Source organism: Caldisalinibacter kiritimatiensis (assembly GCF_000387765.1).
Lineage (GTDB): Bacteria > Bacillota > Clostridia > Tissierellales > Caldisalinibacteraceae > Caldisalinibacter > Caldisalinibacter kiritimatiensis.
The window spans coordinates 1-302 of record NZ_ARZA01000055.1 but is presented as its reverse complement, the minus strand read 5'-3'; the positions used below and the strand labels follow the sequence as shown (position 1 = coordinate 302).

Genomic DNA, 302 nt, shown 5'->3' with positions numbered 1-302 from the left:
ATTAAAGATACAATTGAATCGTTTTATAATACCCAGTATGATTCTTATTTAGAAATGAAATATAAGGATATAACACCTTACTTGGATATGAGTAAAATACAAAATCGCAATAAAGTAATTGCTCTAAAAACTCTAGCTATTCGTAGGAAGTACATTGATGAAAAAGGATATGGTTATGTAGAAAAAAGGCGTTTTCCATTAACATTTAACTATAAAAGTATAGATATAAAAAATGATTATGCCAAAGTGATATTAGAAATAAACCTAGATAAACAACAAGCTTATCCACCTTTCATCAGTTC

The 302-nt window shown here is 26.8% G+C and carries 1 pseudogene; it reads left to right on the top strand.

From position 1 onward, the window contains the following. Positions 1-54: 54 nt before the first annotated feature. Positions 55-302: pseudogene (locus tag L21TH_RS02165) on the top strand (hypothetical protein); the annotation flags it as partial.